Raw genomic sequence first — 26,092 nt, forward strand, 5'->3', positions numbered from 1 at the left:
GCGCGGGCGGCGCGTGACATCGGCACCTGGCGCAAATTATACGGTCATGATTTCCGCTTCTTTCTGGGCGATGAGCTTGTCGATCTCGGTCACGTGGCGGTCGGTGAGCTTCTGGATGTCGTCCTGGGCGCGCCGCTCGTCGTCTTCCGAGATTTCCTTGTCCTTGACCAGCTTCTTCAATGCCTCGTTGGCCTCGCGGCGCAAGTTGCGCACGGCGATCTTGGCATCCTCGCCCTCGCTCTTGACTACCTTGGTGAGGTCGCGGCGGCGTTCTTCGGTCAGGGCGGGCATCGGCACACGGATGCTATCGCCCATGGCCATGGGATTCAGGCCCAGGTCGGACTCGCGGATCGCCTTCTCGATGGCCGCCGCCATGGGTTTCTCGTAGGGCTGCACGCTGATGGTGCGCGCGTCGACCAGGTTCACGTTGGCGACCTGGCTCACGGGCACGGGCGAGCCGTAGTACTCGACCTGCACATGGTCGAGAATGCCGGTGTGGGCGCGGCCGGTGCGGATCTTGGACAAGTTGACTTTGAGCGTATCAAGCGACTTGACCATCCTGGTTTCGGCGGATTTGCGGATTTCTGCGACGCTCATGGGAATTTCCTCTGCTTAAACGTGTACCAGCGTGCCTTCGTCTTCGCCGCTGGCCGCTCGCTTGAGCGCGCCGGACTTGTTGATCGAAAACACCTTGATGGGCAATTTCTGGTCGCGGCACAGCGCGAAGGCCGTGGCGTCCATGACCTCGAGCCGGCGCACGATGGCCTCGTCGAAGCTGATGCGCGTGTAGCGCGTGGCGGTCGGATCCTTGTTGGGGTCGGCGCTGTAGATGCCATCGACCTTGGTCGCCTTGAGCACGATCTCGGCGCCGATCTCGGCGCCGCGCAGCGCGGCGGCCGTGTCGGTGGTGAAGAAGGGGTTGCCCGTGCCGGCCGCGAAAATGACGACCTTGCCCTCTTCCAGGTAGCGCAGCGCCTTGGGACGGATGTAGGGCTCGACCACCTGGTCGATGTTGAGCGCCGACTGCACGCGCGTGTCGACGTCCTTGTGCTTGAGGGCGTCCTGCAGGGCCAGGGCGTTCATGATGGTGGCCATCATGCCCATGTAGTCGGCCGTGGCGCGGTCCATGCCCTGCGCGCCGGGAGCGACGCCCCGGAAAATGTTGCCGCCACCGATGACGATGGCCAGCTCTACGCCCAGCGCGACCACTTCGGCGATCTCGTCGGTCATGCGCACGATGGTGCTGCGGTTGATGCCGAAGGCATCCTCGCCCATCAGCGCCTCGCCGGAAAGTTTGAGAAGAACCCGTTTGTATGATCTGCTGGTCATAGGTGATGTCCCGAAGAACGATCCGACGAAAGTGTAAGACAAGAAATGGGGCCGGACTAGACTTTTCTAGCCGGCCCCATGTACTACAGCCGATCAGGCGCGACCGGCGGCAGCAGCGGCGACCTCGGCGGCGAAGTCGCTGGTCTTCTTCTCGATGCCCTCGCCCACCACGAACAGCACGAATTTGCTGATCGAGGCGTTCTTTTCCTTGAGCATCTGCTCGACGCTCTGCTTGTCGTTCTTGACGAACGGCTGCGACAGGAGCGTGACTTCCTTCAGGAACTTCTGCACCGAACCCTCGACCATCTTGGCGACGATCTCGGCGGGCTTGCCCGATTCGGCGGCCTTCTGCTCGGCGACCGAGCGCTCGGCGGCGATGTCGGCGGCCGGCACGCCTTCGGCGTTCAGGGCCTTGGGCTTGGTGGCGGCGATGTGCATGGCCAGGTCCTTGCCCACTTCCTCGGCGCCGGCGTACTCGACCAGCACGCCGATCTTGCCGCCGTGCACGTAGCTGGCCAGGGCGTTGGGGGTCTCGATGCGCTCGAAGCGGCGCACGGAGATGTTCTCGCCGATCTTGCCGATCAGGGCGGTGCGGGTGGTCTCGACCGTGCCCTCGCCCATCGGCAGCGCCGACAGCGCGGCCACGTCGGCCGGCTTCTGGGTGGTGACCAGCTCGGCCAGCGTGTTAACAAAGGCGACGAAATCGTCGTTCTTGGCCACGAAGTCGGTTTCGCAGTTGACCTCGATGACGGCGCCCTGCTTGGCGTCGGCCGAGATGTACAGGCCGATCAGGCCTTCGGCGGTGACGCGCGCGGCGGCCTTGCTGGCCTTGTTGCCCAGCTTGACGCGCAGGATTTCCTCGGCGCGGGCCAGGTCGCCTTCGGCTTCGGTCAGGGCCTTCTTGCACTCCATCATGGGCGCGTCGGTCTTCTCGCGCAGTTCCTTGACGAGGGCGGCGGTAATTTCAGCCATGGTTGCTCCAATTTCGCTAAGACATGCCCCGGCACGACCGGGGCACATGGTTTGAATCGACTGGGCGCCCGCGCTGGCGGGCGGCGAGACGGGAGCCCGTCTCGGGATCTGCGCCGGCCGGGGCGGTCGCGGGACGGTTGCCCGCCCGCCGCGGCCGGCCCGCCGGCGCTACCGGGCTCAGCCCTGGTTGTCCTGCACTTCGACGAACTCTTCCGAGCCTTCGCCGCCTTCTTCGACCAGGCCGTTCAGGTTCTGTTCGCGGCCTTCCAACACGGCGTCGGCGATGCCCTTGGCGTACAGCGCGATGGCCTTGGCGGAGTCATCGTTGCCGGGAATGACGTAGTCGATGCCTTCAGGCGAGTGGTTGGTGTCGACCACGGCCACGACCGGGATGCCCAGGGTGCGGGCTTCGGCGACGGCGATCTTGTGGTAGCCCACGTCGATGACGAACAGCGCGTCGGGCAGGCCGTTCATGTCCTTGATGCCGCCGATGGACTTGTTCAGCTTGTCCAGTTCGCGCTGGAACAGCAGGCCTTCCTTCTTGATCATGCGCTCGGCGCCGCCGTCGGCGACGACCGCTTCCATGTCCTTCAGGCGCTTGACCGAGGTCTTGACCGTCTTGAAGTTGGTCAGCATGCCGCCCAGCCAGCGGGCGTCGACGTACGGCATGCCGCAGCGGGCGGCCTCGGCGGCGACCAGCTCACGGGCGGCGCGCTTGGTGCCGACGAACAGGATGTTGCCGCCGCGGGCGGCCAGCTGCTTCACGAACTTGGTGGCGTCCTGGTACTTGGCCACCGTCTGCTCGAGGTTGATGATGTGGATCTTGTTGCGATGGCCGAAGATATAGGGGGCCATCTTGGGGTTCCAGTAGCGGGTCTGGTGACCGAAGTGGACGCCAGCTTCCAGCATTTCGCGCATGAGGGACATGAGTTTCTCCGAGGGTTGGTTCTTGCACTACGCCTGTACCGGCCATACGGCACGGCCGGCACCCTGGGTGGCATAGCGCGCGATTTCCTGACAATCAGGATGGACAAGCCCGAAACCGGCTGGCCGATCGCCGCGCGGCGAACGAACCCAGACGACCGTGGCGGCGAGGGCCTACAATGTGCATTCAATGCACGGGCCCCAGCCGCCAGGGCAATGCCAGCCAGCACTTGCGCCATCGAACTTGCAAAGGTGTCATTTGCAATGACCCATTTTTGCAGCATGCAATGACGTGCGGTGCGCCTGGCTTTGCCCCCGGTTTTTTAGGCAAGCCTATAATTCTACTATTTTTTCACCCAGTCACTCAAGCCAATACATGGGCATCGTTACCAATCCCGCCGACCTGGACAAAATGCGGGCGGCCTGCCAGACCGCCGCGCAGATCCTCGATTTCATCACTCCCTACGTCAAGCCGGGCGTCACCACGGGCGAACTCGACCGTCTGTGCCTGGAATACCTGACCGATGAGCTGAAGGTGAAATCGGCCACGGTGGGCTACGCCCCACCGGGCTACCCGCCCTTCCCCGGCGCCATCTGCACCTCGGTGAACCACCAAGTCTGCCACGGCATCCCGGGCGACAAGGTGCTGAAGAACGGCGATTCGCTCAATATCGACGTCACCATCATCAAGGACGGCTGGTTCGGCGATACCAGCCGCATGTACCACGTCGGCGAGCCGTCCATCCAGTCGCGCCGCCTGGCCGAGGTCACCTTCGAGTGCATGTGGAAAGGCATCCAGCAGGTGCGCAACGGCGCCACGCTGGGCGACGTCGGCCATGCCATCCAGAAGCACGCCGAGGCCAACGGCTACTCGGTGGTGCGCGAATTCTGCGGCCACGGCATCGGCCAGCGCTTCCACGAAGACCCACAGGTGCTGCACTACGGCAAGCCGGGCAGCGGCGTGCGCCTAACCACCGGCATGATCTTCACCATCGAGCCGATGATCAACGCCGGCCGCCGCGAGATCCGCCAGTTGGCCGACGGCTGGACGGTGGTGACGCGCGACCACAGCCTGTCGGCCCAGTGGGAACACACCATCGTCGTGACCGACACCGGCTACGAGGTGCTGACGCTGTCGCCCGGCGTGCGCCAGCCGCCCGCCTTCGTGACCGAACCGCTGGTCTTGCCGGCCGCCTGACTGCCCCCACCCGCATGAATGCCGCCGCCCTGCCCACCTTGTCCGGCCTGCGCGAGCGGCTGCAAACCGCGCGCCTGGCCGCCATCGCGCAATTCCGCCAGCATCGCCGCCCCGATACGCTGCTGGGCGACTTGCGGCGCATCGTCGACCAGGCGCTGCGCGACCTGCTCAAGCTGTATCCGCTGCCGGCCGGGGCCACCCTGGCCGCCGTGGGCGGCTACGGCCGCGGCGAACTGTACCCCCACTCCGACGTCGACCTCCTGATCCTGCTGCCGCACGCGCCCGCGCCAGCCGATGCCGGCGCCATCGAGCGCCTGGTCGCGGCCTTGTGGGACCTGGGCCTGGAGCCCGGCCACAGCGTGCGCACGCTGGCCGACTGCGAGCAGGAAGCCCAGGCCGACATCACGGTCGAGACCGCCCTGCTGGAATCGCGCTGGCTAGCCGGCAGCCGCGCCCTGATGAAACAGTTCGAGGCCGCCATCCAGGCGCAGCTCGACGCCGCGGCGTTTTTCCAGGCCAAGCGGGTCGAGATGCAGCAGCGCCACGCCCGCTACCAGGAAACACCCTATGCGCTGGAACCCAATTGCAAGGAATCGCCCGGCGGGCTGCGCGATTTGCAGGTCATCCTGTGGATGGCGCGGGCCGCCGGCTTCGGCCGCAACTGGCGCGAAGTGGCCCAGGCGGGCCTGCTGACGCCGTCCGAGGCGCGCGACCTGCGCCGCGCCGAGCAGGCATTCAAGCGCCTGCGCATCGAGTTGCACCTGTTGACCGGCCGTCGCGAGGATCGGGTGCTGTTCGACCTGCAGCCCGGGCTGGCCGAGGTGTATGGCATCCAGGCCACGGCCACGCGGCGCGCCAGCGAGCTGCTGATGCAGCGCTACTACTGGGCGGCGCGGCTGGTGACGCAGCTAAATGCCATCCTGGTGCCGAACATCGAAGAGCGCCTGTTCCCGCGGCCGGATACCGGCGCGCGCGACATCGACGACGATTTCCGCAACCTGCGCGACCGCCTCGACATCGTGCGCGACGATGCATTCGAGCGCAATCCCACCCTGCTGCTGCGCGCCTTCCTGGTGATGCAGCAGCACGCCGAACTGACCGGGATGTCGCCGCGCACGCTGCGCGCCATCTGGCACTCGCGCCATCGCATCGACGCGCAGTTCCGCCGCAACCCGGTCAACCGCAAGCTGTTCCTGCAGATCCTGCAGCAACCGCGCGGCATCGTGCACGAGCTGCGGCGCATGACCATGCTGAACATCCTGCCGCGCTACCTGCCGGTGTTCAGGCGCATCGTCGGCCAGATGCAGCACGACCTGTTCCATGTGTACACGGTGGACCAGCACACGCTGGCGGTGGTGCGCAACATCCGGCGCTTCACCATGCCGGAGCATGCGCAGGAATACCCGCTGGCCAGCCAGCTCATCGCCAGCCTCGAGCGTCACTGGCTGCTGTATGTGGCGGCGCTGTTCCACGACATCGCCAAGGGCCGCGGCGGCGACCATTCCGAACTGGGCGCGCGCGACGTGCGCCGCTTCGCCCACGACCATGGGCTGGAGCCGGACGATGCGGAACTGGTGGAGTTTCTGGTGCGCCACCACCTGCTGATGTCGGCCGTGGCCCAGAAGCGCGACCTGTCCGACCCCGCGGTGATCAAGCAGTTCGCTGCCACGGTGGGCAACGAGCGCCACTTGACGGCGCTGTACCTGCTGACCGTCGCCGACATACGCGGCACCAGCCCGAAGGTCTGGAATGCCTGGAAAGGCAAGCTGCTCGAAGACCTGTACCGCCTGACGCTGGCCACGCTTGGCGGCTCGCCGGCCGATACGCACACCGTGCTGACCGAACGCAAGGAGGAAGCCGCCCGCCTGACCCGGCTGGCGGGCCTGCGCGACGATGCCCGCGAGGCCTTCTGGAACCAGCTCGACGTGGCCTATTTCCTGCGCCACGACGCCTCGGACATCGCCTGGCACACTCGCCACCTGTATTACCAGGTGGCGCCGGACGGCCCGGTGGTGCGGGCGCGGCCCACGGAGCACGGCGAGGGGTTGCAGGTGATGGTCTACACGCGCGATGTCCCGGAACTGGTGGTGGCCATCTGCGCCTATTTCGATGCCAAGTCGCTTGGCATCCAGGACGCGCGCATCCATACCACCCGGCACGGCTGGGCGCTGGACAGCTTCATCGTGCTGCCACCCGAAGGCAGCGCCGATCTGCGCGCCCAGGCCGCGCTGGTCGAGCACGAACTGGCCGAGCGCTTGCGCGACCCGCACGACACGGCCGGCCCGCGCGGCGCCTATGGCGCCCCGGTGCGGCGGCGCCAGTCGCGCATTGCCAAGGTATTCCCGGTGATGCCGCAGGCCGAGCTGCAGCCGGACGAGCACAGCCAGTCATGGCGGCTGTCGGTGACGGCCACCGACCGGCCCGGCCTGCTGCACGCCCTGACGCGCGTGTTCGCCGAGCATGGCGTGAGCGTCGGCATGGCCAAGATCATGACCCTGGGCGACCGCGTCGAAGACGTGTTCATCATCACCGGCTCGGCCCTCGAGCGCCCGCGCACCCAGATGCAGTTCGAGCGCGCGGTGCTCGACGCCCTGGCCGGCGACCACGTCCAGCAACGCGCGGCCTGACAAGCCGGGCGGGCGACAGGTGTCTGACAGCTCGATGTCGCGGCAGCCTGCCGGGCTTCGGCAGCAGAAAGCGGGTGTCTGACACCCCACGGCGACACCGTTTCCACGGGCAGGCCGCCTCAGGGGGTGTCAGACACCTGCATGCAGGCGCCTGCATGGCCTCCATGCATCTGCCGCCCGGCCGGGCTCAGGCGGCGGCGCGGCGTTGGCGTCGGGCCTGTTCGAGGCGGGCGGCCGCGTCGCGCAGGGCGGTGCGCACGCCCTCTTCCACCACCGGGTGGTAGAACGGCATGTCGAGCATCTGCGCCACGGTCAGCTGTTGCTGCGCGGCCCAGGCCAGCAGGTGGCCGATGTGCTCGGCGGACGGCCCGACCATCTCGGCGCCCAGGAAACGCCCCGACTCGATGTCGGCATAGACGTGCAGCATGCCCTTGTTCTTCAGCATCACGCGCGAGCGCCCCTGGTCGCCGAAATCGACCTCGCCGGTCACGAAACTGCCGGCCGGCAGGCTTCCGTACGAGGCGCCGACCAGGGCGATCTGCGGATCCGAGAACACCACGCCGAGTGGCGCGCGGCGCTGGCCCGGCCGGACATCCGGATAGCGGGCCGCGTTCATCCCGGCAATGCGGCCTTCGTCCGCCGCTTCGTGCAGCAGGGGCGCATCGGCATTGGCATCGCCGGCGATGAAGATGGCCGATTCGCCGGCCTGCATGGTGGTCCGGTCGAACACGGGCACGCCGCGGCCATCGAGCGCCAGGCTGGTCAGGTGCAGGTCCAGGCGGTCGACATTGGGGCGCCGGCCGGTCGCGACCAGCGCGTAATCGAAGCGCTCGGTGCGCTCGGTATTGTCGAGCGCCACATAGCGCACTTCGACCTCGTCGTCGACGCGCTGCGTGGACAGGACGCGCGCGTCCGGGTCCAGGTAGAACTCGTCCTGGAAAATGCGGCGCGCACGTTGGCGCACGGCCGGGTCGGCCAGGCCGCCCAGGCTGCCGCTGACGCCGAAGACCCGCACGCGCACGCCCAGCCGCGCCAGGGCCTGCCCCAGTTCGAGCCCGATGACGCCGGGCCCGAACACGGCCACGCTGCGCGGCAGATCCTGCCACGCGAACACGTCGTCGTTGACCACCAGGCGGTCGCCCAGCGCCTCGAACGGCGCCGGCACCGACGGACGCGAGCCGGTGGCGATCACCACGCTGGCGGCGCGCACCTCGACCCGCTCGTCCACCCGCAGCACCGTGTCGGACACGAAGCGGGCATAGCCGGCCAGCTTGTCTGCGGCGGGGATGTTCTCCACGCCCTCGAGCACGAAGCCGACGAAGCGGTCGCGCTCGCGCCGCACGCGCTCCATGACCTCGCGGCCATCGACGCGCACCTTGCCGTCCACATGCACGCCGAACGGCGCGCCATGCGCCGCCGCATGCGCCGCTTCGGCGGCGGCGATCAGCAACTTGGAGGGCATGCAGCCGACCCGGGCGCAGGTGGTGCCATAAGGTCCGCCCTCGATCAGCACCGCGTGCTTGCCGGCGGCGCGCGCCGCCCGGTAGGCCGCCAGGCCGGCGGTGCCGGCGCCGATGACGGCGATATCGGTATGCAAAGTATCCATGACTGTTCCAGGCTATGGCCCGCGCGGCGTGCCGGATGGCCGCGCCGCAGGCGGACGCCCGCGGCCGGCCGCAACGGCAGCCGGCCGCGGGCGCGAAAGAGAGAGTGGTGAGATGGCGGCGGCCCGCGCCCGGCGGGCCGCCATGACCGTCAGGCCAGGTGAGCCTTCAGGTCCTCCAGGCCGCCGATCAGCTTGCCGTTGATGAAGACCTGGGGCGCGGTGGCCTTGCCCGACACGGCGCCGATGACCCGGCCGCGGACCTTGTGGTCCAGCGGGATTTCGAGCGCATCGTAGCCCTTGTCCGCCAGCAGCGCCTTGGCTTCCACGCAGAACGGGCAGCCGGGCTTGGAGAACACCACGACCTGATCGGGCTTCTTGGCGTGCGGCGCGATGTAGGCCAGCATGGTGTCGGCGTCCGACACTTCGAACGGATCGCCTTGCTTCTGGGGCTCGATGAACATCTTCTCGATCACGCCGTCCTTGACCAGCATCGAATAGCGCCAGCTGCGCTTGCCGAAGCCGAGGTCGCGCTTGTCGACCAGCATGCCCATGCCTTCGGTGAAGTCGCCGTTGCCGTCCGGCAGCAGCGTGATGTTGGCCGACTCCTGGTCCTTGGCCCATTCGTTCATCACGAACGTGTCGTTGACCGAGACGCACACGATGCTGTCCACGCCGGCCTCGCGGAAGGCGGGCGCCAGCTCGTTGAAGCGCGGCAGGTGGGTGGACGAGCAGGTCGGCGTGAACGCGCCCGGCAGGGAAAAGACCACCACGGTCTTGTTCTTGAACAGGTCATCGGTGGTGACCTGTTTCCAGTCATTGCCCTGGCGCACAGGGAAGGTCACGTTGGGAACGCGTTGGCCTTCGCGGTTTTGCAGCATTCGATCATCTCCTTGGATTGGGATTGGTGGACTGACCACCATGGGAGAGATGATAAATACACACTATCAATATATCAAATTTAATTATTCAAATAAATTGATAGCCCAGACCAATCGCCCGCGCGGCGACGCTCAACCGACCAGTTGCGGCTCATAGCCGGCGGCGGCGATGGCGGCGCGCACGCGCTCCACGTCGGCCGCGCCTTCCACCGTGACGCGATGGGCGGCGAGATCGGCCGCCACGCGCGCGCCGGGCACGGCCTGCTGCACCGCCGTGGTGATCGACTGGACGCAGTGGCCGCAGGACATGTCGGGCACATTGAACTGGATGGACATTGATAGGCTCCTTCAGAAATGGCCGCCGTGAGCAGCGGCAACGGAACCCAGCTTAAACCTTCCCATGATGGCAAAGTCAAGCCTATAATGCGCTTAACCTTCCCATCATGGAAAGGATGCCTCCCTGCCCCGGACGCTACGCTGCGCGCCCCGGCTTTCCGAAAACCCGTTCACGAGGAGCCCACCATGACCATGAATATCGGCGAGGTCGCGCGGGCCTCCGGCATTTCCGCCAAGATGATCCGCTATTACGAGAGCATCGGCCTGGTCGGCCCGGCCACACGCACCGAATCGGGCTATCGCGTATATGGCGACAATGACCTGCATACGCTCAGGTTCGTGCGCCGCGCGCGCGACCTGGGCTTTTCGGTGGAGCAGATGCATGAGCTGCTGGCGCTATGGCGCGATCGCGACCGCGCCAGCGCCGACGTCAAGCGCATCGCGCTGCGCCATGTCGAGGGGCTGGAGCGCAAGGCGGCGGAACTGCAGCAGATGGCCGAGACCCTCAAGCACCTGGCGCGCCACTGCCACGGCGACAGCCGGCCGGACTGCCCGATCATCCAGGAGCTGGGCGCCGGCTAGGGCCCGCTTTCGTTCAAAGAGGCCCCGTACTGGCCGGCACGGGCCGCGCGCTACGCGGCTTCCTGGCCCTTCAGGCTGGCCTGCGCCTGGATCGCCAGGACTTCGTCGGCCGGCAGCGATTCGAACACCGCGATCGACTCCACGTGGCCAGTGTGGGGAAACATGTTGATCACGCCGGCGCTCTTGAGCACATAGCCGCCCTCATGCGCCATGATCGCGGCATCGCGCGCCAGCGTGGCCGGGTTGCACGACACATACACGATGCGGACCGGGCGCTCGCGCGGCGCCAGTTGGGCCAGTGCCTGCGCCACCGCCTGGGCGCCCTCGCGCGGGGGATCGATCAGCATGCGATCGAAATGGCCGAGTCCGCGCAGCCAGTCGACGTCCACCTCGAACAAGTTCAAGGTGGCGAAACTCGTGCGCCCTTCCAGCCCGTGGCGCTCGGCGGCGGCCAGGGCCCGGTCGGTCAGGGCCTTGCTGCCCTCGATGCCGACCGCCTCGCGGGCGCGGGTGGCCAGCGGCAGGGTGAAGTTGCCCAGGCCACAGAACAGATCGGCCACCCGGTCTTGCGGCTGCACATCGAGCAGCATGAGCGCGCGCGACACCATGGCCCGGTTGATGGCGTGGTTGACCTGCGTGAAATCGGTGGGCCGGTACGGCATGCGCGGGCCGAACTCGGGCATGGTGTAGCACAGCGCATCGGCATGCGCCGGATCGAGCGGATGGACCGTATCGGGCCCCTTGGGCTGCAGCCACCACTGCACGCCATGCTCGGCGGCAAAGGCGCGCAACACCTCCAGGTCGTGCTCGGTGAGCGGTTCGAGATGGCGCAGCACCAGCACCGTGACGCCCTCGCCCAGCGCCACTTCGATCTGCGGCATGCGGTCGGGCGCCGACATGGCGGCGATCATGGCACGCAGCGGCATCAGCATGTCGCTGACGTGCGCCGGCAGGACGTGGCATTCGCGCATGTCGGCCACATAGCTGCTCTTGCGTTCGTGGAAGCCCACCAGCACACCGCCCTTCTTGGGCACGACGCGCACCGACAGGCGGGCGCGATAGCGATAGCCCCAGGTGGGGCCGTGCAACGGCGGCAACACGCGCTGCGGGCGCAGCTTGCCGACATGCCAGAAGGTGTCTTCCAGCGCGCGCTGCTTGATCGCCACCTGGGCGCTGGGCTCCAGGTGCTGCATGGCACAGCCGCCGCATACGCCGAAATGCGGACAGCGCGGTGCCACCCGGAGCGCGGCGGGCCGCAGAATGTCCTCGACCCGCGCGATCTCGTACGAGGGTTTGCGCCGCACCGTCTGCGCGGTGACGCGCTCGGTGGGCAGCGCGCCCTCGACGAACACCACCTTGCCATCGCGGCGGGCGATTCCCCGGGCCTCCAGGTCCAGGGACTCGATATTCAGTACTTCGGCCATCTCTCTTGCAATCCAGGCATTTACAGGCAACCGGGCATTGTAAAAGAGGAAACCGGAACCCGCCGCGGCGGGGCCGCCTTCCAGCGTGACTCGGGCGCTAGAACGCACGGGCCACCGAGAATACCGCCCCCAGCCGGCCGGACGGATGGCCGTTCTTGGTCGGCAGCCAGTTGTCGGCCGACGCCCCTACCGCGGCCAGCCCGAGCACCCAGCCGTTCAGGTCCTTGGTCACGCCCAGCTTGTAGTCGACATAGTGCCCGATGGAATCCCCGTCCATGTCGACCTGCTGCTTCAGCTTCTGGTAACCCACGTGCGCCACCAGGCCCCAGCCGTCGCCCAGGTCGAAATTGGCCGTGCCGTCCAGGTACCAGGTGCCCTTGCTGTCGGGCGTGCTGAAAAAGTCGCTCGGCGTGTAGGAGTACTTCAACGAGTAGCGGCCGTAGCTCAGGCCGACGTACAAGTCCGTGTTGTTGTAGTTGCCGCCCTTGGGCGAGGAGGACCCGGGGTAGTAGTAATACAGCGCGCCGACATCCAGCCCCAGGCCATGCCCGAGTTCGCCTTTCCAGCCGCCGTAGAAGTCCATTTCCAGGTTGCCCTCGGGGAACACGAAGTCGGAGACGTTCGAGTTCCAGTTGCCCAGGTAGAAGCCCGAGCTGTGCGCCAGGTCGAAGCCGACTTGCACCGCCGGACGGAAGTTGGTCTGCGAATAGCCGCGGAACCGGTAGTCGCTGACGATGGCGGCATTGCCGCTGAGCGAAAAGCCCGCGCCCAGGTCGGTGGGCTCGGCATGGGCGGATGCGGCGATGGCGGCAAGGACGGCGACGGACAAGGCAGGCAGGGAGCGTTTCATGGTGCGGGATCCTGTGCGGAGGTCGGCGCGGCGGGACTGCCGCGCCCGGCGGCCGGCTGTCATGGAAATGTCACCGGCTCGCCTCGCTTGAAGCACCTTTCATGCCAACTCCGGTACCGGGCAATGCGCGTTCCGGGGCCCTCGTCCAGGCACCGCTTCGGTGCGCTGGTCGCCCTGCCCGCACCTTTTCGAGGCCGCCGGCAGGGCCGCCTGCGCCAGGCTGGCGAAAAAAAGCCGCGCGGCACTCGGCCGCGCCCTGGTTGCTACCGGGTCAGTTGGACTGCGCCGCCCCGCTGGCGGGAGCTTGGGCCTGGCCGGCGCCCCGGCCCTGGCGCTCTTCGCGGTTTGCCCGGCGCTCCTGCATCTTGGCCCGGCGTTCCTGCATCTTGGCGTGGCGCTCCTTGACGATTTCGGTGACCTGCTGGCGCTGGCCGTCGTTCAGGCTGTCCCAGGCGGCCAGCCACTTCTCGCGCACCTGCTCGGCCTGCTTGCTGAACTGATCGCGGTTCTCGTCGTGGCGTGCCACCAGGGCGCGCGGATCGAGCTTGCCGCCTTCGAGCTGGCTGGCCAGCAGCTCATGGCGCTTGGCGCCGGCCTCGCGCATGGCGGTGTGCAGGTCGCGCTGGGCCTGCCGCGCGGCATCGAAGGCGGCCTGCTGCTTGGCATCGAGCTTGAGCGCGTCGACCTGCTTCTGCGACAGCGGACCGATGCCGGGGACACGGAAGCCGTCGCGCATCATCATGCCGCGGTGGTGGCCGTGGTACTTGCCATGGGCTTGGCCCATGCCGTCCATGCCTCCCATGCCGGGCGCGGCAACCGCTGCGCCAGCGAGGCCGCCGGCGGCGACGACGAAGCTGAGGGCTGCCAGGGAGGAACGAATAGCGTATCGGGACATGGTGATCTCCTGAAAAAGTAGAACGCGAGCCCATTGTGCGAGCGGGGTGGTTACGCACCCGTTTCGCGCCGGCGTTCCGATATTTCAGTCGGTTGCTGGCTGCCCGCCGGCTCAGGCCGGCGCGGCGGAAGCGTCCCAGGCCTGCAGGTAGAGGCGCCAGTGCGGCGCGTCGCTGGCCGCGAGGGTGTCCCGCACCAGGTCGATTTCCGCCTGGTAGGCGGCGGCGTCCAGCTCGCCGCGCAGGAACCGGAAACGGCAGTACACCAGCCAGGTGTTGACCACGTCGGTCTCGCAATAAGCGCGGACTTCGTCGGCCTTGCCTTCCTGCCAGGCCTGCCAGACCTGGCCGCCGTCCATGCCCAGCTTGCCGGGAAACCCGCACAGCTTGGCCAGTTCATCCAGCGGCGCGTTGGCCCGGCCGTTGTACTTGGCCAGCAAGTCCATCAGGTCGATGTGGCGGTTGTGATAGCGGCCGATATAGTTGTTGAACTTGAACTCGCGGTCTTCTTCGCCAGTGTCCCAATAGCGCGGCGCCGGCACGCCGTGGATCAGGCTGCGGTAGTGCAGCACCGGCAGGTCGAAACCGGAGCCGTTCCAGCTGACCAGGCGCGGCGTGTAGCGCTCGATGGTCTTGAAGAACATGTTGAGCAGGACCGGCTCGGGGTCGTCCGGCTGGCCCAGCGTCTTGACCCGAAAGCCCTGGTCGTCGCGGAACACGCAGCCGATGACCGCGACCTGATGCAGGTGCAGAGGCAGGAAATCGTGCCCCACCGCGTCGCGGCGCGCCTGGAAGGCGCGTTCAGCGACCTCGGCAGCGGGCACGTCGGCGCCCCAGCCGTTGAGCCGGCGCAGGCCGGCCACGTCCGGCAGGGTTTCGAGATCGAAGACCAGTGTCGGGGTCATCGCGGCGGCAGGTACTGCAGGGGGTCGACCGGCGTGCCCTGGCGGCGGATCTCGAAGTGCAGCCGCGGCGAGGTGGTGTCGGTCTGGCCGATTTCGGCGATCTTCGCGCCGCGCTTGACGGTCTGGCCGGTCTTGACCAGCAGGGTGCGGTTGTGCGCGTACGCGGTGATGAAGCCGTTCTGGTGGTTGATGATGATGAGGTTGCCCAGGCCGCGCACGCCGTTGCCGCTGTACATGACCTTGCCGTCGGCCGCCGCGCTGACCGGATCGCCCAGGGCGCCGCCGATGTCGATGCCCTTGGTGGAGGTGCTGAAGGTCTGGGTGACCGGGCCGCTGGACGGCCATCCCCAGGTGATCAGGCTGGCATCGGAGGCGCGCGGCGGGGTGGCCACGGGAGCCGGGGCCTGGGCCGGCGGCGTGGTGGCCGGCGGGGTTTCCGGTTCGCCCAGCGGCACGGGCTTGGCCTCGACCGGGGCCGGCGTGGGCGCCGGCGCGGACGGCTTGGCCGCCGCGCTGCCCGACAGCCGGAGCACCTGGCCCACGCTGATCTGGTTGGGGTCGCTGATGTTGTTCCAGCGCTTCACGCTTTCGATGTCGACGTTGTTGGCGCGCGCGATCTGGTAGAGCGTATCGCCGGGCTTGACGACATAGGTGCCGCCGGGCTGCGCGGCGGCAGGCTGATTGGACAGGTCCACCACCGGGGCGCGCGTTTTCGTGGTCGAGCAGCCGGCCAGCAGCGCCAGGCCGATCAGGCCCGCCACCCATGCGGCGCGGGGACGGCGCGCGACGCGCGTCGCGCGGAAAGAAAGGTCGGTCAGTGGCAACTGCCCGTTGAGCATGTGCTTCTCCTGTTTGCTCAAGATTGTATTCCGGCCCTCAGCGGCACGAAACGTACCGCCTCCAGTTCGGTGCGCTTCCAGCTCGACGTGCCGGTGCGCTCTACCAGCACCAGCCGTTGGTTGGTGGCGCCTTCCGGCGCGATCAGACGGCCCCCGGGCGCGAGCTGTTCCAGCAGCGCCTGCGGGATGGCCAGTCCGGCCGCAGCCACAACAATAGCATCGAACGGCGCGACGCCGGGCAGGCCCTGCATGCCGTCGCCGTGGATGAGACGGACGCGCGTGGCCAGGCGCAACGACCGCAAATGATTGCGGGCCAGCTCGAACAGGCCGCGGATGCGCTCGATGGCATGTACCTCGCGCACGAACTGCGCCAGCACCGCGGCCTGGTAGCCGCAACCGGCGCCGACCTCGAGCACGCGGGTCGGGCTGCGGTCTTCGCAGGCGGCGGAGATCATGCGCGCCACCACCCACGGCTGCGAGATGGTCTGGGAATGGCCGATCGGCAGCGCGGCGTCTTCGTAGGCCCGGCTGGCCAGCGCCTCGTCCACAAAGACATGGCGCGGCACTGCGCTCATGGCATTGAGTACGCGCTCGTCGGTAATGCCCTGGGTGCGCAAGCGCTGCACCATGGCATGGCGCAGGCGGTCGGAGTTGAGCCCCAGGTTGCCGCCCTGCCCGGCCGCGCCGCCGGCGGGCGCGGGGCGCGCCAGGGTGGCGGGCGAGATGCGCGTGTTGCTGTTGGCGGCGGTCACCCCGGGCGCCAGGCCCGTGGACCCATATCCGGCGGAGCGCGGGCGGCCCGGCGGGCCGGGGGGCGTCACAGGCTTGCGCATAGCGGCTCCGCCCAATGCCGGACTTCGTCGAGCTGGCTGTGTTGGGTCAGGTCCAGCCGCAGCGGCGTCACCGATACGGCGCCTTGCGCCACCGCGTGGAAGTCGGTGCCCGGCGCGGCATCGGCGGCCAGCCCGACCGGCCCGATCCAGTAGACCGTGTCGCCGTAGGGGGTGGTGGTGCGCACCACCGGCTCGGAAGGATGGCGCTTGCCCAGGCGCGTGACCCGGAAACCGTCGAGCGCGTCGTACGGGCGGCTGGGAATATTGACGTTGAGCAGCACCGGCGCGGCGAGGGGCTCGGCCAGCTGCCGCTCGACCACCTGGCGCGCCGCCCGGGCGGCCGATTCGAGGTGCGCCCAGCCTTTCTCGGCCAGCGAGAAGGCGATGGACGGGATGCCGAACAGATAGCCTTCCGCGGCCGCCGCGACCGTGCCGGAATAAAGCGTGTCGTCGCCCATGTTGGCGCCGTTGTTGATGCCCGACACCACCAGGTCCGGCCGCGCCTCCATGAGCCCGGTCAGGGCCACGTGTACGCAGTCCGACGGCGTGCCGTTGACGCAGACGAAGCCGTTGGCCGCCGTGCGCACGGTGAGCGGCCGGTTCAGCGTGAGGGAGTTGGAGGCGCCGCTGTGGTTGGTCTCGGGCGCCACGACGGTGAGCTCGCCCAGGCCTTCGAGCGCCTTGACCAGCGCCTCCAGGCCGGGAGCGGTATAGCCATCGTCATTGGAAACCAGAATACGCATTGTGCATCCAGAAGAAAGCGCGCGCGGCGAAACGCGACCGATTGTACCGCCGGAAAATGACCCGGCCCGTCCCGCCGCGCGCCGGCCGGTGCGTGCGCGCCCCGCCCCTGCGCGCGGTAGAATCCGCTGCCACGATCTCATACGCAACGGATACTCGCCATGGTGCAGACCGCTCCCTCGCTCTTGTTCACCGCCGCGCTGGTCGCGCTGGCCTACCTGATCGGATCCATCCCCTTCGCCGTGGTGGTCAGCAAGCTGATGGGGCTGCAGGACCCACGCAGCTATGGCTCGAAGAACCCGGGCGCCACCAACGTGCTGCGCACCGGCAACAAGGCCGCCGCCGCCTTGACGCTGCTGGGCGACGCCGCCAAGGGCTGGTTCGCGCTGTGGCTGGCCCAGGCGCTGGCGCCGGGCCTGTCCTGGACCGGCTTCGCGCTGGTGGCGCTGGCGGTGTTCCTGGGGCATCTGTACCCGGTTTTCCTGGGCTTCAAGGGCGGCAAGGGCGTGGCCACCGCGCTCGGCATCCTGCTGGCGGTCAATCCGTGGCTGGCGCTGGCCACCGTGGCCACCTGGGTCATCATCGCCGTGTTTTCGCGCTATTCGTCGCTGGCCGCCCTGGTGGCCGCGTTCTTCGCGCCGGTGTACTACCTGTTCGGCTCCGGCGTGGCCTGGTATGCGCAAGCGCCGGTGGGGGTGGCGCTGGCGGCGATCACCGTGCTGCTGTTCTACTGCCACCGCGCCAATATCGCGCGGCTGCTCGCCGGCACCGAAAGCCGCATCGGCAGCAAGAAGAAATAGCCGCATCCTACGCCGGCGCGGCGCACAATTCGGCCAGGTCCCAGCGCGGCCGCACCGTGAACGCGTGCTGTCCGGCCTGCAGGGTGGCCAGGCCGGCCTTGACCCGCTCGGCCGCCGCGTAGGCGATCATGGCACCGTTGTCGGTACACAACGCCAGGGGCGGAAAAAACGCCCGCGCGCCCAGCGGCCGCATGGCTTCATCCAGCCGCGCGCGAAGCAACTGGTTGGCCCCCACCCCGCCCGCCACCACCAGCCGCTTCAGGCCGGCCTGCTTGAGCGCGCGCACCGCCTTGGCCGCCAGCACCTCGACGATCGCCGCCTGGGTGGCGGCGGCCAGGTCGGCGCGGGCCTGGGCATCGAGCCCGCCGGCCCGTTCGGCCTCTTTCACGCGCGTCAGGACGGCGGTCTTCAGGCCGCTGAAGCTGAAATCGAGGTCGCCGCTGTGCAGCATCGGGCGCGGCAGCGCATAGCGCCGCGCGTCGCCGCGCTCGGCCAGGCGCGCCAGGGCCGGCCCGCCCGGGTAACCCAGGCCCAGCAACTTGGCGGATTTGTCGAATGCCTCGCCGGCGGCGTCGTCCAGCGTTTCCCCCAGCAAGGCATAGCGTCCCACGCCGTCGACCCGCATGAGCTGCGTGTGCCCGCCGGACACCAGCAGCGCCACGAAGGGGAAGTCGGGACGCGGATCGGCCAGCCGGGGCGACAGCAGGTGGCCTTCGAGGTGGTGGATGGGAATGGCGGGCAGCCCGCGCGACCAGGCGAACGCCTGGGCCACGCTGGCGCCCACCAGCAAGGCGCCGGCCAGCCCGGGCCCGGCGGTGTAGGCCACCGCCTCGACGTCGCCCAGGCCCAGGCCGGCTTCGGCCAAGACCTGGCAGGCCAGCGGCACGGCGCGGCGGATATGGTCGCGCGAGGCGAGCTCGGGCACCACGCCGCCGTATTCCCGGTGCATGGCGATCTGGGTATGCAGGGCGTGCGCCAGCAGGCCGCGTTCGGTGCAGACCGCCGCCACGCCGGTCTCGTCGCAGGAGCTTTCGAAGCCGAGGATGATCATGGCAACGAAGTGTACATCTGGTGCGAAAATGGCGGCTTCTTATAAACCCGGGGAACCCGAAATGCTGGAGAAGCTATTCCAATTGCGCGAACACGGTACCAACGCCCGTACCGAGATGGTCGCCGGCCTGACGACATTCCTGACGATGTCGTACATCATCTTCGTCAACCCGGACATCCTGTCCTCGACCGGCATGGACCGCAATGCGGTGTTCGTGGCCACCTGCCTGGCGGCGGCGCTGGGGTCGCTGATCATGGCGCTGGTGGCCAACTGGCCCATCGGCATGGCGCCCGGCATGGGGCTGAACGCCTTCTTCGCGTTCACCGTGGTCAAGACCATGGGCTACACCTGGGAACAGGCGCTGGGCGCCGTATTCATCTCGGGCGTGATTTTCCTGCTGCTGACGGTCACCGGCATCCGCGCCTGGCTGATCAAGGGCATTCCGCACTCGCTGCGCAGCGCCATCGCGGCGGGCATCGGCCTGTTCCTGGCCATTATCGCCCTGTCCAACGCCGGTATCGTGGTGCCCCACCCGGCCACCAAGGTCACGCTGGGCGACTTGCGCGGCCACGCCCCGCTGTTCGCGGTCCTGGGCTTCTTCATCATCGCCGTGCTGGACGCGCTGCGGGTGCGCGGCGCGATCCTGATCGGCATCCTGGCGGTCACGGTGCTGTCGATGGCGCTCGGCTACAACCAGTTCCAGGGCGTGTTCTCGGCCCCGCCGAGCCTGGCGCCGACCTTCCTGAAACTCGACATCCTGGGCGCCCTGCACACCGGCTTCGTGCACGTCATCCTGGTGTTCGTGCTGGTCGAGGTCTTCGACGCCACCGGCACGCTGATGGGCGTGGCCAAGCGCGCCGGGTTGGTGGCCGAAGGCCGTCCCAACCGCCTCGGCCGGGCCCTGTTCGCCGACAGCACCGCCATCGTGGCTGGTTCCGTGCTGGGCACCAGCAGCACCACCGCCTACGTCGAAAGCGCCTCCGGCGTGCAGGCCGGCGGCCGCACCGGCATGACCGCCCTGGTGGTCGGGCTGCTGTTCCTGGCGGCCCTGTTCATTTCGCCGCTGGCCGGCTCGGTGCCCGCCTACGCCACCGCGCCCGCCCTGCTCTACGTGGCCGGCCTGATGATGCGCGAACTGGTCGATATCGACTGGAACGAAGTCTCGGAAGCCACTCCGGCGGCGCTCACGGCGCTGATCATGCCGTTCACGTACTCCATCGCCAATGGCCTGGCCTTCGGTTTCATCAGCTACGTGGTCCTCAAGACCTGCACCGGCCGCGTGCGCGAAGTGCACCCCGCCACCTGGCTGGTGGCCGCGCTGTTCGTGATCCGCTACGCGTTCTTCCCTGAATAAGCGGCGGCACGCCGCTTGCGTGCGCCATCATTGACTCAGGCTATCGACCCGATCGACCGCAAGGTTGCTCGGGTCGCGGGTTGATTTCACCGATACACTCTCCATGTAGAGAGAACCGCCGCCGGCAGCGGCCGGCGGCGCCCGCATCACGACCTGGAGATCCCGACCCATGACCGAGCTGGCCCGCGTGCCGTTTTCCGTACTCGACCTTGCGCCCATCGTGCAAGGCGGCGATGCCGCGGCCGCGTTCCGCAATACGGTCGACCTGGCCCAGCATGTCGAACGCTGGGGCTACCGGCGCTTCTGGCTGGCCGAACACCACAACATCACCGGCGTGGCCAGCAGCGCCACCGCCGTCATCATCGGCCAGGTGGCCGCCCACACCAGCACGCTGCGGGTGGGCTCGGGCGGCATCATGCTGCCCAACCACGCGCCGCTGATCATCGCCGAACAGTTCGGCACCCTGGAGAGCCTGTTCCCCGGCCGCATCGACCTGGGCCTGGGCCGCGCCCCCGGCAGCGACGGCGCCACCCAGCAGGCGCTGCGGCGCGGGCCGCGCAGCGGGCTGGAATTCCCGGCGCTGCTCGACGAATTGCGCTTCCTGCTGGCGCCGGCCCAGCCTGGCCAGGCGGTGCGCGCCATTCCCGGGGCGGGCCTGGACATTCCCATCTGGCTGCTCGGGTCGAGCGATTTCAGCGCCCGGCTGGCGGCCGAGCTGGGCTTGCCGTTCTCCTTTGCCGGGCACTTCTCGCCCGAGGGCATGGCCGCCATGCGGCTGTATCGCCACCTGTTCAAGCCGTCGGCGACGCTGGCCCGGCCCTATGCGATGATCGGCGTGCCGGTCATCGCGGCCGACACCGACGAGCAGGCGCGCTACCTGGCAACCACACAGCAACTGAAGTTCCTGTCGCTCATCCGCGGCAACCGGCTGCCGCTGCAACCGCCGGTCGACAGCATGGACGGCCAGTGGAACGAATGGGAACGCGAGGCCGTCGGCCAGAAGCTGGCCGCGGCGATCGTCGGCGGCCCCGATACGGTCAAGCAGGGGCTGCAGGATCTCATCGCGCGCACCGAGGCCGACGAAGTCATGATCGTTTCCGACTTCTACCGGCACGCCGACCGCCTGCGGTCGTACGAAATACTTGCCTCGCTGAAAAGCGGCGGCACGGCCGAGCAGGCCGCCGCATAGGGCCCCCGCCGCGCGGCGCGCGGCCAGCCCCACGCCCCGTCCCGCGCGGACGGGAACACGCGGTCCCCCCGGACCGCCCAACTGGCCATCCGGCCATCGACGCCGCCCAACCGGCGGCAAGGACGCGAAGCATGAGCAGCATCGTTGAACTGACCAAAGACTCCTTCCAGGAAGCCATCACGCCCGACAGCACCCTGATCGTCGACTTCTGGGCGCCGTGGTGCGGCCCCTGCCGCGGCTTCGCGCCGGTCTTCGAGCAGGCCGCCGAACAGCACCCTGACGTGACATTCGCCAAGGTGAACACCGACGTCGAACAGGAATTGGCAGGTGCCCTGGGCATCCGCTCGATTCCCACCCTGATGGTGTTCCGCGAGCAGGTGCTGCTGTTCTCGCAGCCGGGCGCCCTGTCGGCCGGACAGCTGCAGGAACTGCTGGAGAAAATCAAGGCGGTGGACATGGAAAAAGTCCACCAGGAAATCGCTGCCGCCAAGGATGGCGGCGCCGGCGAATAAAGGCGCCGCCGCCGGTGGCCCTGGCGCGGCGCCCTGCAGGCGCCGCCCGCGCTACCCTGCGTCGCGCACTTGCCAGTGCGCCCGTCCGCGCGTCACATCGGCCGCGGTCCGCTCCAGTTCAGCCAGTGCGGCCCGCGGCACTGACAGCGTCAGCGCGACCCCGTCGGCATCGAAAGCTTCGGCCTGCACCGCGGCGCCCGCTTGCGCGAGGCGCGCCTTGAACAGCGGCAATTCGCCATAGGCGCAGCGGCACGCCACCAGGGCCGTCTCGATGATGGGCTCGCGCGAACCCAGGCGCAGGCATTGGGCCGCGCAGCCGCCATAGGCGCGGACCAGCCCGCCGGCCCCCAGCTTGATCCCGCCGAACCAGCGCGTCACCAACACCGCGACGCGGTCCAGCCCCTGGCCTTCGATGGCCTGCAGGATAGGCCGGCCCGCGGTGCCGCCGGGCTCGCCGTCGTCATGGAAGCGGTAGGCCTGGCCGATGCGGTAAGCCCAGCAATTGTGGGTAGCGGCCGGATCGCTGTGCTGCGCAAAGAAGGCCATGGCCTCGGCCACGCCGGCCACCGGCGCGGCATGCGCCGCGAAACGGCTTTTCTTGATCTCTTCCTGGTAGGCGCAAGGCGCGCGCAGTGTATCGCTCATACGTGGCGATTGTAGGCGCGCCGGCGCTCAGCCGCCGTGGCAGTCGGGTACTTCCTGGTCCAGGTAGACGTCGAACGCCACGTCGCGGGCCCATTTGTCGGTCATGGCGCGCCACACGCCCTGGCTGCGCCAGTCGGCCATGGCGGCCGCCAGCCAGTCGGCCGCGGCGCCGTCGCCGGCGCGCGCCAGCCAGACGCGCTCGGCCTGCGGCCCGTCCGGCGGCAAGGTGGCCGAGAACTTTTTCCATTCCGGAAACTTCATCAGCGCGGTCCAGGTCGCGTCGTCGATCAGGCCGATGTCGCAGGCGCCTTCGCGCACCGCCACCAGCGCGTCGGACGGCACGCGGAAAGTACGCACCACCGCGCCCCAGCGCGCGGCCAGCGCCTGTGCCTGGAACGCCGCCGAGGCCATGCACACACTGCGGCCGCGGGCGTCCTGCCAGCGTCGCATGGGCGTGTCGCTGCGGATGACGGCCTTGGGCCGCGCAGCGTAGCCCGCCGGCACCAGCGCCACGCCGGGCGCATCCAGGCCAGGCGCGGACTGGCCCGCCACGCGGTCGGCCAGCAGCAGGTCGACGCTGCCATCGGCCAGCACGGCGGCGCGCCGCGCCGGCTCGACCTGGACCACCTTGACCGGCAAGCCGAGCCGCGTCCCCAGCCGCTCCGCCATGACGGTATCCAACCGTTCCGGCGTACGGATCTTGGCGCCCGCCGCTGCGGGCGGCGCCAGGTACGGGACGCCGACCACCAGCAAGCCGCGCGCGCGGGCCTGCGGGAAAGGGTCCGCCCCTTGCGGCGCGGCCGCCCCGGCGGCCGTGGCCAGGGCCAGCGCGAGCCCCGCCACGGCCGCCAGGCGGGCCGGCCGGCCGAAACGAAACAGGAAATGCAGCAGCGCGATCATGGCAGGCGGACGCCGCTCTACACGTACTGGTAACGCAGCAGGCGGTGCTTGAGGTTCTCGAGGATGAACTGGTCGATCAGCGCCGCCAGGATGGCGATGACCAGGATGTTGGCCATCACGCCGGTCATGTCGGCGATCTCGCCGGAATAAGCCAGGGAACGGCCCAGACCCTTGCCGAAGCCGATCAGCATCTCGGCCGAGATCAGTGCGCGCCAGGCGTTGCCGAAGGCCAGTTGCGCCCCGGTGATCAGTTCCGGCATCACGGCCGGCAGGTAAACGCGCTTGATCAGCCCCCAGCGCGATGCGCCCATGACGCGCGCGGCCGATACATGCACGCGCTGCACCGATTCGGTGGCGTTCATGACGCTCAGCGCGGCCGGGAAGAATGCCGCCAGCGCCACCACCACGATGATCGGCGTATTGCCGAAACCCATCACGATGAGGAACAGCGGCACCCAGGCGATCGACGGGATCGACTGCAGGATGACGATGGCGCTGCGCAGCACCTCGCGGAAGAAATACAGCACCGCGGCGATCAGGCCGAAGCCGATGCCGGCCAGCAGCGCCAGGCCGTAGCCGGCGCCCAGGCGTCCCAGCGTGCCCAGCAGGCTCTGGTGGAATTCGGATTGGCCGAGGTCCTGCGCCAGGCGCGCCACGACGGTGGGCACGCCGGGCATCAGGAAATCGGGCAGCGCCCAGGCGGCGGCCTGCCACAGCACGAAGATGAAGGCCACGCCCAGCACCCCGGCGAGGTGCTTGCGCAGGCCGGTTACGCGGGTCGAGGTGCTCAAAGCTTGCGCGCCTCTTGCCAGGACAGGTCGACGATGCCCGATACGTCGTACGGCTTGCCGTCACGGGTCTTCAGGGACCCCTGCTCTTGCAGAATGCCGGCGATTTCCTGCATGCGGGCCGTGTCCTTGTCGGTCAGCTTGGCGGTGAAGACCTGCGTCTTGATGGCTTCGGCGATGACCGTCTCGCGCGGCAGCTCGCCACGCTCGAGCGTCTTGAGCGTCGGCTCGGCGATAAAGTACGAGGCGATCAGCTTGGCGGCCTGTTCAGGCTGCTGCTGCAGCAGGTCGATGGCGGCCTTCTGCGCATCCAGGGCCTTCCAGACGTCGTCCTTGCGCTTGTCCAGCACGTCGCCCGAGGTGATCACCACCATGCAGGGGAACGGCCAGGCCTGGCCCACTTCGTAGATCTGCTTGACCGGCGCCACCAATTGGGCGATGCGGTCATAGGGTTCGAACAGGAAGGCCGCGTCGACGCGCTGGCCCACCAGCGATTGCACCGCCACCGCGGGGCTGACGCCCATGATGTTGACGTCGGCCGGCTGCAGGTTGCCCTCTTTCAGGACCACGCCCTTGAGCACCACGTCGGCCGTGCTGCCTTCCTTCTGGGAGGCGAGCGTCTTGCCCTTCAGGTCGGCAATCTTCTCGATGCCGGCGTCGTTGCGCACCACCAGCGAGTGGTAGCCCTGCTGCGCGCCGCCCACCACCTTCAGGTCGGCTCCCTTGGAAGCCCAGGCCACGGCGTTGGTGAAACCCAGCACGCCGATGTCGGCCTGCCCGCCCACGATCGCCTTGATCAGGTCGGTGCCGGACTTGAACTCGATCAGTTCGGTATCCAGGCCGGCTTTCTTGTAGAACTCGCCTTCCTGCGCCACGATGGCCTGCGCATCGTCCATGACGCGCAGGTAGCCGACGCGGAACTTCTCCGCGGCCATGGCGGGCGCCGCCGCCAGCACCGCCGCGGCCAGCGGCAGGGTCAGCCAGTGCTTCAGTTTCATGAATGTTCTCCAGTGCACGGATATAGGTATGGGCGTCGCGGCGCGGCCGGCAACAACACGCCGGCCGCGCCGCATATCGAAATGGTCAGGCTGCCAGCGCCACGTCGCCGTCGGCCACCTGGATGCCCAGCAGGCTCAGGATCTGGCGCTTCTCGCCGGCCAGGTCGGCCAGGTCGTGCGTCTTGCGGCGATGCTTGAGGTTGAATTCGCGCAGCACCCGCGCCGGGCGGGGGCTGAACACGACGACGCGGTCGGCCAGGAACAGCGCCTCGTCGACGTCGTGGGTGACCAGCAGCACCGAGGGCTTTTCCTGCTCGATGAGCTGGCGCAGCACGTCCTGCAGGCTGAGGCGGGTCAGCGCGTCGAGCGCGCCGAACGGCTCGTCCATCAGCATGGTCTGGGGCTGGGCGATGAACGCGCGGGCCAGCGCGGCGCGCTGGCGCATGCCGCCGGAGACCTGCTGCGGGTAGTAGTTCTCGAAGCCGGCCAGGCCCACGCGGCCGAGCCAGGCCACGGCCTTCTCGCGCGCCTCGGCCTTGGCCACTTTCTGGAACTCGAGCGCCAGCGCGACGTTGTCGCGCAGCGTCAGCCACGGGTACAGGGCGTGCTCCTGGAACACCAGCGTGCGGCTGGGGTGCGGCCCTTCCACCGGCTTGCCATCGGCCAGCACGCGGCCTTGCGAGGGCATTTCCAGGCCGGCCGCCATGTGCAGCAGGGTCGACTTGCCGCAGCCGGAGGGCCCCACCAGCGCCACCAGCTCCCCGGTGCGGAATTCGCTGGAGAACCCGTCCACGACCTGCAACGCGCCGAAATTCTTGTGGACGTGGTCGAAAGTGAGGTTCATAGGGCTGGCTCGCGCGGAAAAGCGTACGGAAAGGAAGCCCTAATCTAACAATCCGTTATATAAATCCAAACAAT

At 68.4% G+C, this 26,092-nt stretch carries 27 protein-coding genes; 7 read left to right on the forward strand and 20 right to left on the reverse strand.

What is annotated here, in order from left to right; all coding sequences use genetic code 11:
* Window positions 1-36: 36 nt before the first annotated feature.
* The 4 genes from frr to rpsB form a co-directional block, all read right to left on the reverse strand.
* A complete protein-coding gene (frr, locus tag CAL24_RS12200) occupies window positions 37-597 on the reverse strand; it encodes a ribosome recycling factor (protein WP_028355956.1) in 561 nt (186 codons plus the stop codon).
* A 15-nt stretch (window positions 598-612) separates the two neighbouring features.
* Window positions 613-1,329 carry a UMP kinase gene (gene pyrH, locus CAL24_RS12205; protein WP_028355955.1) on the reverse strand — a complete coding sequence of 239 codons (717 nt, stop codon included), beginning with the start codon at window positions 1,327-1,329 and terminating at the stop codon, window positions 613-615.
* Window positions 1,330-1,422: 93 nt separating this feature from the next.
* Window positions 1,423-2,301 carry a translation elongation factor Ts gene (gene tsf, locus CAL24_RS12210; protein WP_028355954.1) on the reverse strand — a complete coding sequence of 293 codons (879 nt, stop codon included), beginning with the start codon at window positions 2,299-2,301 and terminating at the stop codon, window positions 1,423-1,425.
* Window positions 2,302-2,478: 177 nt separating this feature from the next.
* Window positions 2,479-3,228, reverse strand: coding sequence for a 30S ribosomal protein S2 (gene rpsB / locus CAL24_RS12215; protein ID WP_028355953.1), 750 nt, complete (start codon window positions 3,226-3,228; stop codon window positions 2,479-2,481).
* Between the two features lie 373 nt (window positions 3,229-3,601).
* On the opposite strand from rpsB, the gene map reads away from it, so the two are divergent.
* Window positions 3,602-4,423, forward strand: a complete 822-nt coding sequence (map, locus tag CAL24_RS12220; protein WP_028355952.1) for a type I methionyl aminopeptidase — start codon at window positions 3,602-3,604, stop codon at window positions 4,421-4,423.
* 14 nt (window positions 4,424-4,437) lie between these two features.
* Window positions 4,438-7,050: a [protein-PII] uridylyltransferase gene (locus tag CAL24_RS12225; RefSeq protein WP_038853958.1), complete on the forward strand. Its 2,613-nt coding sequence runs from the start codon at window positions 4,438-4,440 to the stop codon at window positions 7,048-7,050.
* A 187-nt stretch (window positions 7,051-7,237) separates the two neighbouring features.
* Here CAL24_RS12225 and CAL24_RS12230 read toward each other — a convergent pair whose 3' ends face one another.
* The 3 genes from CAL24_RS12230 to CAL24_RS12240 form a co-directional block, all read right to left on the reverse strand.
* Window positions 7,238-8,656, reverse strand: a complete 1,419-nt coding sequence (locus CAL24_RS12230) for a dihydrolipoyl dehydrogenase (protein WP_094806845.1) — start codon at window positions 8,654-8,656, stop codon at window positions 7,238-7,240.
* 149 nt (window positions 8,657-8,805) lie between these two features.
* The gene (locus tag CAL24_RS12235) at window positions 8,806-9,534 is read right to left on the reverse strand and encodes a glutathione peroxidase (RefSeq protein WP_094806846.1); all 729 of its coding nucleotides are present in this window, start codon (window positions 9,532-9,534) and stop codon (window positions 8,806-8,808) included.
* A 132-nt stretch (window positions 9,535-9,666) separates the two neighbouring features.
* Window positions 9,667-9,870 (reverse strand): heavy-metal-associated domain-containing protein, encoded by a 204-nt coding sequence (locus tag CAL24_RS12240; protein ID WP_094806847.1) that lies wholly within the window; start codon window positions 9,868-9,870, stop codon window positions 9,667-9,669.
* Window positions 9,871-10,062: 192 nt separating this feature from the next.
* Between CAL24_RS12240 and cueR the strand changes: the two genes are divergently transcribed.
* Window positions 10,063-10,452 carry a Cu(I)-responsive transcriptional regulator gene (gene cueR / locus CAL24_RS12245; protein WP_094807262.1) on the forward strand — a complete coding sequence of 130 codons (390 nt, stop codon included), beginning with the start codon at window positions 10,063-10,065 and terminating at the stop codon, window positions 10,450-10,452.
* A gap of 50 nt (window positions 10,453-10,502) precedes the next feature.
* On the opposite strand, the gene rlmD is transcribed toward cueR, so the two are convergent.
* From rlmD to surE, 7 genes are all read right to left on the reverse strand, one after another.
* Window positions 10,503-11,876 (reverse strand): 23S rRNA (uracil(1939)-C(5))-methyltransferase RlmD, encoded by a 1,374-nt coding sequence (gene rlmD / locus CAL24_RS12250; RefSeq protein WP_094806848.1) that lies wholly within the window; start codon window positions 11,874-11,876, stop codon window positions 10,503-10,505.
* 97 nt (window positions 11,877-11,973) lie between these two features.
* Window positions 11,974-12,726 (reverse strand): TorF family putative porin, encoded by a 753-nt coding sequence (locus tag CAL24_RS12255; protein WP_094806849.1) that lies wholly within the window; start codon window positions 12,724-12,726, stop codon window positions 11,974-11,976.
* A gap of 271 nt (window positions 12,727-12,997) precedes the next feature.
* Window positions 12,998-13,621: a hypothetical protein gene (locus CAL24_RS12260; protein ID WP_094806850.1), complete on the reverse strand. Its 624-nt coding sequence runs from the start codon at window positions 13,619-13,621 to the stop codon at window positions 12,998-13,000.
* A gap of 111 nt (window positions 13,622-13,732) precedes the next feature.
* Window positions 13,733-14,524, reverse strand: coding sequence for a 3'-5' exonuclease (locus CAL24_RS12265; protein WP_028355943.1), 792 nt, complete (start codon window positions 14,522-14,524; stop codon window positions 13,733-13,735).
* A complete protein-coding gene (locus CAL24_RS12270; protein ID WP_094806851.1) occupies window positions 14,521-15,363 on the reverse strand; it encodes a peptidoglycan DD-metalloendopeptidase family protein in 843 nt (280 codons plus the stop codon). The genes CAL24_RS12265 and CAL24_RS12270 overlap by 4 nt, the downstream gene beginning before the upstream one ends.
* 17 nt (window positions 15,364-15,380) lie before the next feature.
* Window positions 15,381-16,196 carry a protein-L-isoaspartate(D-aspartate) O-methyltransferase gene (locus tag CAL24_RS12275; RefSeq protein WP_028355941.1) on the reverse strand — a complete coding sequence of 272 codons (816 nt, stop codon included), beginning with the start codon at window positions 16,194-16,196 and terminating at the stop codon, window positions 15,381-15,383.
* The gene (gene surE / locus CAL24_RS12280) at window positions 16,181-16,939 is read right to left on the reverse strand and encodes a 5'/3'-nucleotidase SurE (RefSeq protein WP_028355940.1); all 759 of its coding nucleotides are present in this window, start codon (window positions 16,937-16,939) and stop codon (window positions 16,181-16,183) included. The genes CAL24_RS12275 and surE overlap by 16 nt, the downstream gene beginning before the upstream one ends.
* A 159-nt stretch (window positions 16,940-17,098) precedes the next feature.
* On the opposite strand from surE, the gene plsY reads away from it, so the two are divergent.
* Window positions 17,099-17,737: a glycerol-3-phosphate 1-O-acyltransferase PlsY gene (gene plsY, locus CAL24_RS12285; RefSeq protein ID WP_094806852.1), complete on the forward strand. Its 639-nt coding sequence runs from the start codon at window positions 17,099-17,101 to the stop codon at window positions 17,735-17,737.
* A 7-nt stretch (window positions 17,738-17,744) separates the two neighbouring features.
* Here the strand turns inward: plsY and tsaD are convergent, their stop codons facing one another.
* Window positions 17,745-18,788, reverse strand: coding sequence for a tRNA (adenosine(37)-N6)-threonylcarbamoyltransferase complex transferase subunit TsaD (gene tsaD / locus CAL24_RS12290; RefSeq protein ID WP_094806853.1), 1,044 nt, complete (start codon window positions 18,786-18,788; stop codon window positions 17,745-17,747).
* Between the two features lie 61 nt (window positions 18,789-18,849).
* Between tsaD and CAL24_RS12295 the strand changes: the two genes are divergently transcribed.
* The 3 genes from CAL24_RS12295 (at window position 18,850) to trxA (ending at window position 21,843) form a co-directional block, all read left to right on the forward strand.
* On the forward strand, window positions 18,850-20,142 hold the full coding sequence (locus tag CAL24_RS12295) for an NCS2 family permease (RefSeq protein ID WP_094806854.1): 1,293 nt from the start codon (window positions 18,850-18,852) through the stop codon (window positions 20,140-20,142).
* A 169-nt stretch (window positions 20,143-20,311) separates the two neighbouring features.
* Entirely contained in the window at window positions 20,312-21,331 is a 1,020-nt protein-coding gene (locus CAL24_RS12300; protein ID WP_028355936.1) for an LLM class flavin-dependent oxidoreductase, read from the forward strand.
* Window positions 21,332-21,462: 131 nt separating this feature from the next.
* Complete coding sequence (trxA, locus tag CAL24_RS12305; protein WP_028355935.1) at window positions 21,463-21,843, forward strand: thioredoxin; 381 nt, start codon at window positions 21,463-21,465, stop codon at window positions 21,841-21,843.
* Between the two features lie 51 nt (window positions 21,844-21,894).
* Here trxA and CAL24_RS12310 read toward each other — a convergent pair whose 3' ends face one another.
* The 5 genes from CAL24_RS12310 to CAL24_RS12330 form a co-directional block, all read right to left on the reverse strand.
* Window positions 21,895-22,488 (reverse strand): IMPACT family protein, encoded by a 594-nt coding sequence (locus tag CAL24_RS12310; protein ID WP_094806855.1) that lies wholly within the window; start codon window positions 22,486-22,488, stop codon window positions 21,895-21,897.
* Window positions 22,489-22,515: 27 nt separating this feature from the next.
* Window positions 22,516-23,388 carry a transporter substrate-binding domain-containing protein gene (locus CAL24_RS12315; protein WP_028355933.1) on the reverse strand — a complete coding sequence of 291 codons (873 nt, stop codon included), beginning with the start codon at window positions 23,386-23,388 and terminating at the stop codon, window positions 22,516-22,518.
* Window positions 23,389-23,405: 17 nt separating this feature from the next.
* Window positions 23,406-24,179 carry an ABC transporter permease gene (locus tag CAL24_RS12320; protein WP_028355932.1) on the reverse strand — a complete coding sequence of 258 codons (774 nt, stop codon included), beginning with the start codon at window positions 24,177-24,179 and terminating at the stop codon, window positions 23,406-23,408.
* The gene (locus CAL24_RS12325; RefSeq protein ID WP_028355931.1) at window positions 24,176-25,174 is read right to left on the reverse strand and encodes an ABC transporter substrate-binding protein; all 999 of its coding nucleotides are present in this window, start codon (window positions 25,172-25,174) and stop codon (window positions 24,176-24,178) included. The genes CAL24_RS12320 and CAL24_RS12325 overlap by 4 nt, the downstream gene beginning before the upstream one ends.
* Before the next feature lie 85 nt (window positions 25,175-25,259).
* Window positions 25,260-26,018, reverse strand: coding sequence for an ABC transporter ATP-binding protein (locus CAL24_RS12330; protein WP_094806856.1), 759 nt, complete (start codon window positions 26,016-26,018; stop codon window positions 25,260-25,262).
* Between the last annotated feature and the right edge of the window lie 74 nt (window positions 26,019-26,092).

The sequence above is a fragment of the Bordetella genomosp. 2 genome (assembly GCF_002261345.1).
Lineage (GTDB): Bacteria > Pseudomonadota > Gammaproteobacteria > Burkholderiales > Burkholderiaceae_B > Bordetella_A.

Bases quoted from the DNA above. Each gene is read 5' to 3' on its own strand.
- frr (WP_028355956.1), bottom strand. From the start codon at position 597: ATGAGCGTCGCAGAAATCCGCAAATCCGCCGAAACCAGGATGGTCAAG.
- pyrH (WP_028355955.1), bottom strand. From the start codon at position 1,329: ATGACCAGCAGATCATACAAACGGGTTCTTCTCAAACTTTCCGGCGAG.
- tsf (WP_028355954.1), bottom strand. From the start codon at position 2,301: ATGGCTGAAATTACCGCCGCCCTCGTCAAGGAACTGCGCGAGAAGACC.
- rpsB (WP_028355953.1), bottom strand. From the start codon at position 3,228: ATGTCCCTCATGCGCGAAATGCTGGAAGCTGGCGTCCACTTCGGTCAC.
- map (WP_028355952.1), top strand. From the start codon at position 3,602: ATGGGCATCGTTACCAATCCCGCCGACCTGGACAAAATGCGGGCGGCC.
- CAL24_RS12225 (WP_038853958.1), top strand. From the start codon at position 4,438: ATGAATGCCGCCGCCCTGCCCACCTTGTCCGGCCTGCGCGAGCGGCTG.
- CAL24_RS12230 (WP_094806845.1), bottom strand. From the start codon at position 8,656: ATGGATACTTTGCATACCGATATCGCCGTCATCGGCGCCGGCACCGCC.
- CAL24_RS12235 (WP_094806846.1), bottom strand. From the start codon at position 9,534: ATGCTGCAAAACCGCGAAGGCCAACGCGTTCCCAACGTGACCTTCCCT.
- CAL24_RS12240 (WP_094806847.1), bottom strand. From the start codon at position 9,870: ATGTCCATCCAGTTCAATGTGCCCGACATGTCCTGCGGCCACTGCGTC.
- cueR (WP_094807262.1), top strand. From the start codon at position 10,063: ATGAATATCGGCGAGGTCGCGCGGGCCTCCGGCATTTCCGCCAAGATG.
- rlmD (WP_094806848.1), bottom strand. From the start codon at position 11,876: ATGGCCGAAGTACTGAATATCGAGTCCCTGGACCTGGAGGCCCGGGGA.
- CAL24_RS12255 (WP_094806849.1), bottom strand. From the start codon at position 12,726: ATGAAACGCTCCCTGCCTGCCTTGTCCGTCGCCGTCCTTGCCGCCATC.
- CAL24_RS12260 (WP_094806850.1), bottom strand. From the start codon at position 13,621: ATGTCCCGATACGCTATTCGTTCCTCCCTGGCAGCCCTCAGCTTCGTC.
- CAL24_RS12265 (WP_028355943.1), bottom strand. From the start codon at position 14,524: ATGACCCCGACACTGGTCTTCGATCTCGAAACCCTGCCGGACGTGGCC.
- CAL24_RS12270 (WP_094806851.1), bottom strand. From the start codon at position 15,363: ATGCTCAACGGGCAGTTGCCACTGACCGACCTTTCTTTCCGCGCGACG.
- CAL24_RS12275 (WP_028355941.1), bottom strand. From the start codon at position 16,196: ATGCGCAAGCCTGTGACGCCCCCCGGCCCGCCGGGCCGCCCGCGCTCC.
- surE (WP_028355940.1), bottom strand. From the start codon at position 16,939: ATGCGTATTCTGGTTTCCAATGACGATGGCTATACCGCTCCCGGCCTG.
- plsY (WP_094806852.1), top strand. From the start codon at position 17,099: ATGGTGCAGACCGCTCCCTCGCTCTTGTTCACCGCCGCGCTGGTCGCG.
- tsaD (WP_094806853.1), bottom strand. From the start codon at position 18,788: ATGATCATCCTCGGCTTCGAAAGCTCCTGCGACGAGACCGGCGTGGCG.
- CAL24_RS12295 (WP_094806854.1), top strand. From the start codon at position 18,850: ATGCTGGAGAAGCTATTCCAATTGCGCGAACACGGTACCAACGCCCGT.
- CAL24_RS12300 (WP_028355936.1), top strand. From the start codon at position 20,312: ATGACCGAGCTGGCCCGCGTGCCGTTTTCCGTACTCGACCTTGCGCCC.
- trxA (WP_028355935.1), top strand. From the start codon at position 21,463: ATGAGCAGCATCGTTGAACTGACCAAAGACTCCTTCCAGGAAGCCATC.
- CAL24_RS12310 (WP_094806855.1), bottom strand. From the start codon at position 22,488: ATGAGCGATACACTGCGCGCGCCTTGCGCCTACCAGGAAGAGATCAAG.
- CAL24_RS12315 (WP_028355933.1), bottom strand. From the start codon at position 23,388: ATGATCGCGCTGCTGCATTTCCTGTTTCGTTTCGGCCGGCCGGCCCGC.
- CAL24_RS12325 (WP_028355931.1), bottom strand. From the start codon at position 25,174: ATGAAACTGAAGCACTGGCTGACCCTGCCGCTGGCCGCGGCGGTGCTG.
- CAL24_RS12330 (WP_094806856.1), bottom strand. From the start codon at position 26,018: ATGAACCTCACTTTCGACCACGTCCACAAGAATTTCGGCGCGTTGCAG.